Origin of the sequence: Polynucleobacter sp. UK-Gri1-W3 (assembly GCF_018881595.1) — a bacterium.
GTDB lineage: Bacteria > Pseudomonadota > Gammaproteobacteria > Burkholderiales > Burkholderiaceae > Polynucleobacter.
This window is the reverse complement of record NZ_JACVQA010000005.1, coordinates 50,266-60,080: the sequence shown is the minus strand read 5'-3', so window position 1 is coordinate 60,080 and position 9,815 is coordinate 50,266. Positions and strand designations below refer to the sequence as shown.

Below are 9,815 nucleotides of genomic sequence, written 5' to 3'. Positions count from 1 at the left end.
CATGGAGCCGATGGGCTAAAACCCAATTACGGACCTGAGCATGACTAATCTTAAATAGATGGGCAACCCGCTTGAGGCCACCAGACTTTAAAAACTCCTTAACTACCTTTAGTTTGAACTGCTTACTGTACTTGCTCATAAAACAAAACCCCCTTGGTTGGACTTGATGTCCAACTTTTGGGGGTCAGTTCACGTGGGTAGTTTTTCTATTTAAGACAAAGACTTTCTCTAGTTTTGTGGTCAGGCGTTAGCCAATGGCTTGCCAGCAATACGGTCTTTCACCCAGGCTAGATAGAAGGGCTTGGATGAACCAGGAGTTGTAAAGTGAGATTGCTCTCCAGGTAACTGCATTCTTCCAACATTACCGCCTAACTTGCAGGCTTGCTCTTGGTAGAGTTTATGCATCATTGGTGGAACTGCTGTGTCCTTTGAGCCAAAATAAATCTGTATTGGTGCAACAGGTTTAACAACTGGTACCCCACCCTTTAACATCGCCTCAGCCCAAGCAACAGTATTACTCGGCTTTTGCTTTAACAAGCTGGCATAGCTTGAACCATAGTTAAAGTTAAATGTATCGCTAGCGGTATGCATACATTTATTGCTGTAAATCTCGTTAGCAACCTTTACTCCCTCATCAGTAAAAATATCTGATAACTTGAGATTAGGGAATGCAGCCTGCGTGCCCCAATAAAACATGGTTGCATGTGTGAAATTGAAAACGTTATCCAAAAACATTTTTTGTGAGTCTTGGAAGTATTTATCTGCGGTAGCTTGATCATGTTTGCCTGCAGGGGCAAGAATTGAAATATCTTGTGGCGCCAAGGCTACAAAACCCACAATATCAAGATTGTCGGCAACCGTACCAGTCTGCTTGATGTACTCAGGCATTCCAGCCAAGGCAATCGTTGCCCCGCCACCTTGTGACCAGCCATAAACTAAAGTCTTTTTACTGGCGCCTGTTTCTTTCATAGAAACTACAGCACGAGCAGCATTGAGTGTATCCATACCATTAGTAGCAGCAACGCTATATTGATGTCTACCGCCACCGCCTAGACCTTGATAGTCAGTTGCAACAAGAACATAACCTTCTTTGATGAACTCTTCTGCCGCAGGAAGACCGTAATCAGTCCAAGAATTACCTCCTACTAAAAAGTATTCGTTCAAAGGAACGGCAGGATCGATAACTTGTGATGGGCCACAGTTTTGTGCTGAGCCTGTTGTTCCATGCGCCCAAGCCATTACTGGACGACCGCCTGCTGGAGCTGCTCCTGTAGGCGCAACCACTACACCAGTTGAAATAGTTTTACGACCAGAAATATCCGAGGAAATATAAGCAATCTTCCAAGCTTGCGCACCTTTAATGGAGGTAGTGATTTTTTCTTGCTTAATTACTTGCCCCAACTTGCCTTCAGGCGCCATTTTCATGACGGCAGCTTAGAAAGGCTGCATTGGTGGATCGGCATGGGCTGCTGAGAAGCCAAGGCCAAGCAAAGAACCAACAACTAAGGTTGCTAGAATTTTTTTTATTTTCCAATTATATAAATGAGGTCTAAAACAATATTAAACACTAACTTTTTATATATTTAGATAATTTATATTGATATTTTTGAAGCAACTTTAATAGGCCGAAAGAGTCCCGCCCATCCGGGATAAACCTTGATGAAGCCTAAAACAAGAGATTTTCAACCCATCATGTAATGTTAGTATGGGGTGCACCCAACATAACTGGACTCTTGCGATGCCTTTTAATGACGCCCTACGCCTTTTAACTATTAACTTGATACGAGGGATCTATTTAGCGATTGCAACCTTATTCATCTCTCTGACTTTTAGCTTTTCAGCACAAGCTCAAGACAAACCTGAAATTAATTACGCCTCTGTGAATGGCGTGAAGTTAGCCTATTACCTCAAAGGTAAGGGCGATCCCATGATTATGATCATGGGCTACGCTGGCACCTTGAGTGCATGGGACCCTGCTCTGCTTGATGAGTTGGCAAAGAATAACCAACTGATTATCTTTGATAATCGTGGTGCTGGACTATCAACTGATACCAAAGAAAACAATACAACCATCCCACAAATGGCAGATGATGCCGCCGCTTTAGTTAAATCACTGGGCTTTAAAAAGGTAAACGTGTTCTCGTGGTCAATGGGTGCTCGCGTTGGACAACAGCTTGTGATTAGACATCCAAACTTGGTAAGTAAAGCCATTCTCTGTGCCCCCAATCCAGGTGGAAAATATCAGATTGCTATTAATAAAAAGGTTGGAGAGGAGCTGAATAATCCAAGCCTTTCTCCAATGGAGAATTTTGAGCTACTATTCCCAATGACGCCACAAGGTAAAGCGGCTGCCAAGGTAGTGTATGAACGTTGGGCAGCAGCAAAAGCTGCAGGGACTATCCCTGATGATTTTGTAGTGTCCAAGGAAACAAAAGCGCGGCAAGTTCGTGCTCGCATCACCCTTTGGGATGCTGATAATCAGAATTACCAGGACTTAAAGAACATTAAAATTCCAGTCCTCGTTGCAGATGGTCGCGAGGACATCATCGACAACCCCCAAAACTCAGTCATTATTGCCAAACAGATTCCTTTTGCATGGCTAGCGTTTTACGAAGGTGGACATGCATTCTTGTTCCAGAGCTACAAGAAGCTTGCTGAAACTGTGAATGTCTTCCTGCAAAAAGGCTAGTTTACTTAACTGGAGCGCTCTAGATTTTCTAGAATGACTTCAAGAAAGTGTTCGCCATAGCGCTCCAACTTTGCTTGTCCCACTCCACCAATACGGCTGAATTGAGCTAAGGTAGTTGGCGTAGATTTAACCATCTCCTGCAAGGTGCTGTCATGAAAAATGACATAGGGTGGCACACCTTGTTCTCGTGCCAACTCAGTACGTTTGGCCTTGAGCGCATCCCACAGTTTTTCATCTGCAATATTGCTAAAGGGATGTGTTGATTTCTTACTTGGTCCAGACTTTGTAGCTTTGCTCTTGGAATAACCAGTTTCTTTCCGTAGCCAAACCTCTTGCTCTCCACGCAACACCGGCAAGGCAATCGCATCAACCAGCTTTAAACCACCATGTAATGCAATATCAGCATCCAAATAACCGCCCGCAACTAATTGACGATAGATGCTATTCCACTGCGCCTGATTGAGTTCCGAACCAATACCAAACGTACTTACTTGCTCATGAAAAAATTGCTTCACTCTAGGTGTCACTTTGCCCAGAAGCACATCAATTAAATGGGTTACACCAAAACGCTGCCCTGTACGATACACACATGACAATGCCTTTTGTGCTTCGTGCGTAGCATTCCAAGTGGCTACTGGCTCTAGACAGTTATCGCAGTTACCGCAGCTACCAGCATGCGTCTCTCCAAAGTAACGCAATATTGTTTGATGGCGGCACGTTGTAGATTCACAATAGCCCAATAGAGCATTGAGTTTTTGACGCTCTACTCGCTTACGATCTTCAGAAGCTTCGCCTGAATCTACCATTTGCCGCAAGTTCACCACGTCACCAAATCCATAAGCCATCCAAGCATTTGCTGGCAAACCGTCACGCCCTGCCCGTCCAGTTTCTTGGTAGTACCCTTCCATGCTTTTGGGCAGATCTAGGTGAGCCACAAAGCGGACGTTGGGCTTATCAATCCCCATACCAAACGCTACGGTTGCAACCATGATGACGCCCTCTTCACGCAAGAAGCGTTTTTGATTGGCGCTGCGTGTTTCCACACTTAAACCTGCGTGATAGGGCATTGCATCCCAGCCGCGGTCCACTAACCATTGCGCAGTCTCTTCTACACTACGACGCGATAGGCAGTAAATGATTCCGGAGTCATCGGCATGCTCTGCATCTAAGAAATGTTCTAACTGTTGTTTAGCACCTTGCTTTTGGAGAACTCGGTACTTAATATTGGGTCGATCAAAGCTAGAAACAAACTGCTCAGCAGACTCTAGTGAAAGACGCTCCACAATTTCTGCTCGGGTTGGTGCATCGGCTGTAGCCGTTAAGGCGATACGAGGCACCTTCGGAAATCGTTCGTGCAAAACAGTTAACTGGCGATATTCTGGGCGGAAATCATGACCCCATTGCGAAACGCAGTGTGCCTCATCAATAGCAAATAGCGCAATTCCAGGTCCGCTATTAAGTCTATCAAGTATCGATAGAAAACTAGAGCTCATCAGACGCTCTGGCGCTAAATATATTAAGTCGAGGTCTCCAGCCAATAATTGACTTGTCACCTTTTGAGATGTTGCCGCATCTAGACTAGAGTTTAAAAATGAAGCCTTAACACCCAACTGGTTTAATGCATCAACTTGGTCTTGCATCAATGCAATTAAGGGTGAAACCACTACTCCAACACCGCGTCTAACAAGTGAGGGGATTTGATAGCACAGAGACTTACCAGCACCAGTAGGCATGAGGACCAAAGCATCCCCGCCAGCTACAACATGCTCAACAATAGACTCTTGAGCACCACGGAATTGATCAAAGCCGAAAACATCATGAAGTACTTGGTGGCTCGATTGCAACAGTAATGCTCCCTTGTCTATTAAATATCTGTGCATCACAAATTACTTACAAATAAAAAGCCCCATGTCCTGCGGGGCTCTTTCAATATTTTCTTAATGTATGCAAATACAAAGCTTAAATGGCGGAGAGGGAGAGATTCGAACCCTCGGTAGGTTTGACCCTACGCTTGATTTCGAGTCTTGCACATACCCCATACAGATCAATGACTTAAGGTCAAATCGTTTCCGCAAGCTAGCATTATGAACGAACAGCAAGGCCGCAAGATATAAAGGGGCGCTGGCAACATGCTGAAACGATTATTGACTACCTATACACTTAACTTGTTACTAGAATATCACTGGTCTCATGGGGCAATCGAACAATAAAACTAGCCTCTCAAAGCTCTCTGTTATGAACTTTGGAAAAATACCCGCCCCGTGGAATTCCGGCAAATCCAAGGAAATTCCCAGCTTTATCCCGCTGCCTACCCTTGAAGGGTTTTTTAACTTCTTCATTCATCTGGAGAGTATTGCAAATACTAGGCTCATAAGGCGAGCTCACTTATTAAACTAATCTCCAAATGATTCGCGTTTATATGTAGCTGTAGTACTATCAGTAGTCTTTGGAGCTTAAAACCGTTGATTCCGAGCCCGCTCAACCACCAACTCAATATATCTCCTCACAAGCCAACCTTATTGTGAGTTTTAGGTTAACTTTAGGCTTTGTGCTTATGAGAAGAAGCAACCAAAAGTACTTTGGAGCAACCATCTAGCGCTTGGTTGCTCCAAAGTACTTTTTAGAGAAACAAACGTTACTTAAAGTAACGCTCATATGTGCAGCCCTTATAGACTCATCGCTTCAATAATGTCATTAGCGAGCTCTAAGCTCATGGCCTTTTGCTCCGGTGAAATAGCCAAACCTTCTGCGTAAATAAACTCCACATCAGTAATACCGATAAAGCCTAAAAAGTCTTTAACGTATTTTGTTTGCGTATCTTTATCAGTTCCAAAATAAAAACCACCACGAGTCGCTAAGACAATCGCCTTTTTACCAATTAATAACCCCACAGGGCCAGTAGCTGTGTATTTAAAGGTCATGCCCGCTCTAGCTAAATTATCAAAGTAAGATTTAAGCTGAGATGGAATTCCAAAGTTATACATAGGCAAAGCCAGTACTACCGTATCTGCATCGCTAATTTCCTTAATTAGATCATCGGATTGACTAGCAAGTACTTTTTGCTCACTAGTACGCTGCTCAGGCGGCGTAATGAACGCATTAATTTGCGCGCCATTTAAATGGGGTAGCGGATCCTTTACTAAATCGCGACTCACAATTTTGACGCTGGAATACGTTTTTTTAATACGCTCAAGCAGTTTATTAGACAACTGTCGTGATTGGCTTTTATCACCTTGTATGCTGCAATTAAGACACAGTACGGTATTCATATCTAAGCCTATTTATATAAACCCATTATGCAACACCAGTAATGGCCTTTAACGGACTCATTGGCACTCCGGCTGAAGATCAAGAGCTAATTAGACTAACGGCATGAGCCCAATACTCTCATTCACAAGCTCTGCTAGAAATATCTGCAAAACTGCCTTTGGCATAGCAGGAGAGACGCAATAACTTGCTCTTTTTCCTGTAGCTTTCTTTGCAATCAACTTTACCTTTTCTAGCTTTTTTAGATGAAAGCTTAAAGTACCTGAGTCAACATCAAACTCCTTAATGATATGTTTGGGTGCAACACCCTCATTTCCGGATTGAATAATGAATTTAAATATTTTTAATCTAATCTCAAAACCTAGTGCCTCAAAAATGGCGCAATACATATTGATATTCATAAATCCTCCAAACTAATGCAACTTAACAATCGAGTGGGTCCTACGATGAATTAATCGACTCAGAGTGTCTAAAGCTACTTTTACCCAGCCATGAAGTGCTAATTGGTGCATCTTATAAAGGCTAATGTACATACATTTAGCGAATAGCCCCTCCACCATAAGGCTGCCACCAATGAGACCGCCCATCATGCTGCCGACACTGCTGTACTCACCAAGAGAAACTAGAGATCCAAAATCCCGATACGTATAAGGTTTCAGGGGCTCATGCCTCATGATCCGATTAATTTGTTTGTAAATATGCGTTGCCTGTTGGTGCGCCGCTTGAGCGCGTGGTGGCACAATACCCCCCTTGCCATTATTTGCTTCGGCCCATGGGCAGGCCGCACAATCTCCAATCGCAAAGATATTTTGGTCCAAAGTAGTTTGCAATGACGACAAAACTAACAATTGATTGACGTGATTAGTTTCTAGACCACCAATACCCTTAAGGAAATCAGGCGCCTTCACTCCGGCTGCCCAGACAATTAATTCAGCAGATATTTCAACGCCATCTGAAAGCAATACCTTATCCGGCAGTACTTTTTGCACCTTTGCGTTGGTTATGACTTCAACACCAAGATCTAGTAATAGTTTTTGAGCGGCGGTGGAGATGCGATCAGATAGTGCTGGTAATATTTTAGGTGCTGCTTCGATCAATATCACTTTTAGATCTTTTTCTGGATCAACTCTATCCATTCCAAAAGAAATGATTGCGCGAGTAGTTCTATGTAACTCTGCAGCAAGCTCAACTCCAGTTGCTCCTGCACCAATAATTGCAACTTTAAGCTGATGAGGAGCCAAAGGGTCGGACTGAGCTTGCGCTCTTAAACAGGCATTAACCAAACGTAAATGAAAGCGCTTTGCATCGGCTAGTGATTCTAGTCTTTGTGCATATTGGGCAACGCCTTCCGTCCCAAAATCGTTTGTCAAGCTACCTATGGAAATAATCAGCGTGTCATATGAAATCGTTTGTATTGGAGTTACCAATTCGCCCGCTTCATCAAGAACAGGGGCAATTTGGATTTGCTTTCTTTCTCGATCAATACTGATTAGCTCACCCAATCGAAATTTAAAATGGTGCCAATGCGCTTGAGCAATATAGTCTAACTCTTGATCGGCAAGGTCCATAGAGCCTGCAGCTACCTCATGGAGTTTTGGCTTCCAAATATGCGTTCTGTTCTTATCAACAAGAGTAATACTTGTTTTATTAGATCCTAAGTCATCGCCTAATTTGGTTGCTAACTCAAGCCCGCCTGCGCCTCCACCCACTATGACTATTCGATGTGCGCTTGACATGTGTGCTCCTAAACTTTGGCTAGCCTAAGATCAGCCGAACATTGACGGACCTTGGAGACTAGTGCGGCAACATTTTCTGGCGGCGTAAATTGGCTAATGCCATGACCCAGATTAAATATATGCCCATCTAATGGACTTCCCTCTAGCACCTTTAAGGTTGATAAATCTTCAAAGCATTGCTGAACCCTTTTTTCAATCTCTTGTGGATTGGATAGAAGGATAGATGGATCAAGGTTCCCTTGTATAGCTATATTTCGGCTACTTGCATGATTAATCAGCCCACGGGCCCTAGCTAAATTAATGGTCCAGTCTATTCCCAATACATCGGCCCCTGATTTAGCAATATCACTTAACCAAATGCCCCCTCCTTTGGTAAATAAGATGATAGGCACTGGATCATATTTAGGATTGTTACGGATATCTTTAACAATCTTTGTCATCGGCCCAAGAGAGTATTGCAAATAATCCTCTGAAGTTAATAAACCACCCCATGTATCAAATATCATCACAGCCTGAGCACCTGCATCTATTTGTAGGCGCAAATATTCACTAACCGATTGAATATTGATATCTAGAATTTTCTTCAAAAGATTAGGCCGCTCATACAGCATTTTCTTGGCTAAGGAAAAGTCGCGAGAGCCTGAACCTTCAATCATGTAGCAAGCTAATGTCCAAGGACTTCCAGAAAACCCAATCAAAGGTACTTGCTGCTTACCATTTGAAGTTAGCGCCTTTGCTATTGAGCTAACCGCATCAAATACATAACGTAACTCTTCCATGTTAGCCACACGTAATTGATTTACCTCACGTTCAGAGGTTAAGGGCTTAGCAAACCGTGGCCCATCGCCATTTTCAAACGATAACTCCAATCCCATGGCATCGGGAATTGTTAAGATATCTGAAAATAAAATTGCAGCGTCCAAGTCAAAACGATCGATTGGTTGCAGCGTTACTTCGGTAGCAAAATCCGGATTTTTAGCCAGATCCAAGAAACTTCCCGCCTTAGATCTAGTCTTTCGATATTCAGGCAAATATCTACCAGCCTGACGCATCAGCCAAACAGGCGTTCTATCAGTTTCGCGACAAAAACAGGCTCTGATGAATAAATCGTTTTCTAACTGAACTGCCATAAATGTTCATTAATAATTTAGCGTAATCGCTCAACATAAAAAGTGGCTTTTTCAAGCGCATCCTCAGCATCCATACCAACCATATCTGCCCCAAGATCCCCTATTAGCTCGGGGAACTGATTAAAAACAGGGCTACCGATGATGACACCTACATTGGGATTTTTAGACTTAGCTTTAATGCTCTTAATTAATTCTTTCAACTGTGGAAATTGCTCTCGAACACTGGCTGATAAACCAATAATGTCAAACCATTCGTTTGCAGCCATAGAAACAATATCTTCTTCGGTGGCGGCTAATTCACCCCATATTCGCCATCCAGCTTTTGCAAAAAACTCGGAGACCATAAAGAGACCTAAATTATGTTGTGAACCAGGCAATGGAACCAACATAATGCTAGAGCCAGTTTTACCCTGCTCAGCATATTGCTGGAAAACAGGGCTTAAGTCATACATTAGTTGCTTGATTCGCCACAGTGCAATTGTGACCTCTGTAAAGCTAGATTGATCTTCATCCCACATTGCCCCTAATTTTCTAGCCACTGGAGTAAGCAGGAGTAAGTAAATATCTTCTAAAGCAGTTCCAGACGCATGCATTTCTTTTACGTAGTCAACAGAAATACGCGCATCTTCTTGCAATACCAATTTAGTTAAATCCTCCACAGCTTTTTGATCGATGATTTGCTTAGCCTGCAATTGCGCAGGAATAGATGAATCTAGGTGCTGCTCAATAAGATGGGGAAGAATGTTCCCTTCAATAGTTTTAACCAGTGATTCCAGGTACTCACCTTCTGTACAAGCTTTTTCTATTGGATGAGTATTTTTATTTTGCTGGAGAGATGATTTTGTAGGCGCATTAGATACTAAGCAATCCTCCCACATATCATTAGAGGCCTTAGTCGCTTGTTGTTGATCTAACTTGAAATCGTCACGAGTAGATTTCTTTTTAAACCCCGCAATGCTCACCAGTTTGGATAAATTCATGAACATCACTTGA

General features: G+C 42.9%; 8 protein-coding genes. 1 reads left to right on the top strand and 7 read right to left on the bottom strand.

Annotated features, from left to right (window positions below; genetic code table 11):
• Positions 1-240: 240 nt before the first annotated feature.
• Positions 241-1,425, bottom strand: coding sequence for a lipase family protein (locus ICN36_RS05245; RefSeq protein WP_255531245.1), 1,185 nt, complete (start codon positions 1,423-1,425; stop codon positions 241-243).
• Positions 1,426-1,738: 313 nt separating this feature from the next.
• Here ICN36_RS05245 and ICN36_RS05240 point away from each other — a divergent pair, with 313 nt between their 5' ends.
• The gene (locus ICN36_RS05240) at positions 1,739-2,689 is read left to right on the top strand and encodes an alpha/beta fold hydrolase (protein ID WP_216227334.1); all 951 of its coding nucleotides are present in this window, start codon (positions 1,739-1,741) and stop codon (positions 2,687-2,689) included.
• A 5-nt stretch (positions 2,690-2,694) separates the two neighbouring features.
• Here the strand turns inward: ICN36_RS05240 and recQ are convergent, their stop codons facing one another.
• The 6 genes from recQ to ICN36_RS05210 all read right to left on the bottom strand — a co-directional run bounded on the left by recQ (position 2,695) and on the right by ICN36_RS05210 (position 9,802).
• Entirely contained in the window at positions 2,695-4,533 is a 1,839-nt protein-coding gene (gene recQ / locus ICN36_RS05235) for a DNA helicase RecQ (RefSeq protein ID WP_255531244.1), read from the bottom strand.
• Positions 4,534-5,355: 822 nt separating this feature from the next.
• The gene (locus ICN36_RS05230) at positions 5,356-5,958 is read right to left on the bottom strand and encodes an FMN-dependent NADH-azoreductase (RefSeq protein ID WP_216227332.1); all 603 of its coding nucleotides are present in this window, start codon (positions 5,956-5,958) and stop codon (positions 5,356-5,358) included.
• 90 nt (positions 5,959-6,048) lie between these two features.
• The gene (locus ICN36_RS05225) at positions 6,049-6,357 is read right to left on the bottom strand and encodes a winged helix-turn-helix domain-containing protein (protein ID WP_216227331.1); all 309 of its coding nucleotides are present in this window, start codon (positions 6,355-6,357) and stop codon (positions 6,049-6,051) included.
• Positions 6,358-6,369: 12 nt separating this feature from the next.
• Entirely contained in the window at positions 6,370-7,692 is a 1,323-nt protein-coding gene (locus ICN36_RS05220) for an NAD(P)/FAD-dependent oxidoreductase (protein ID WP_216227330.1), read from the bottom strand.
• A gap of 8 nt (positions 7,693-7,700) precedes the next feature.
• Positions 7,701-8,822 (bottom strand): uroporphyrinogen decarboxylase, encoded by a 1,122-nt coding sequence (hemE, locus tag ICN36_RS05215; RefSeq protein WP_216227329.1) that lies wholly within the window; start codon positions 8,820-8,822, stop codon positions 7,701-7,703.
• Positions 8,823-8,839: 17 nt separating this feature from the next.
• Positions 8,840-9,802, bottom strand: a complete 963-nt coding sequence (locus tag ICN36_RS05210) for a B12-binding domain-containing protein (RefSeq protein ID WP_216227328.1) — start codon at positions 9,800-9,802, stop codon at positions 8,840-8,842.
• Positions 9,803-9,815 lie beyond the last annotated feature (13 nt).

Coding starts and splice junctions, on each gene's coding strand:
- ICN36_RS05240 (WP_216227334.1), top strand. CDS start 1,739: ATGCCTTTTAATGACGCCCTACGCCTTTTAACTATTAACTTGATACGA.
- ICN36_RS05210 (WP_216227328.1), bottom strand. CDS start 9,802: ATGAATTTATCCAAACTGGTGAGCATTGCGGGGTTTAAAAAGAAATCT.
- ICN36_RS05220 (WP_216227330.1), bottom strand. CDS start 7,692: ATGTCAAGCGCACATCGAATAGTCATAGTGGGTGGAGGCGCAGGCGGG.
- ICN36_RS05230 (WP_216227332.1), bottom strand. CDS start 5,958: ATGAATACCGTACTGTGTCTTAATTGCAGCATACAAGGTGATAAAAGC.
- ICN36_RS05225 (WP_216227331.1), bottom strand. CDS start 6,357: ATGAATATCAATATGTATTGCGCCATTTTTGAGGCACTAGGTTTTGAG.
- ICN36_RS05245 (WP_255531245.1), bottom strand. CDS start 1,425: ATGAAAATGGCGCCTGAAGGCAAGTTGGGGCAAGTAATTAAGCAAGAA.
- hemE (WP_216227329.1), bottom strand. CDS start 8,822: ATGGCAGTTCAGTTAGAAAACGATTTATTCATCAGAGCCTGTTTTTGT.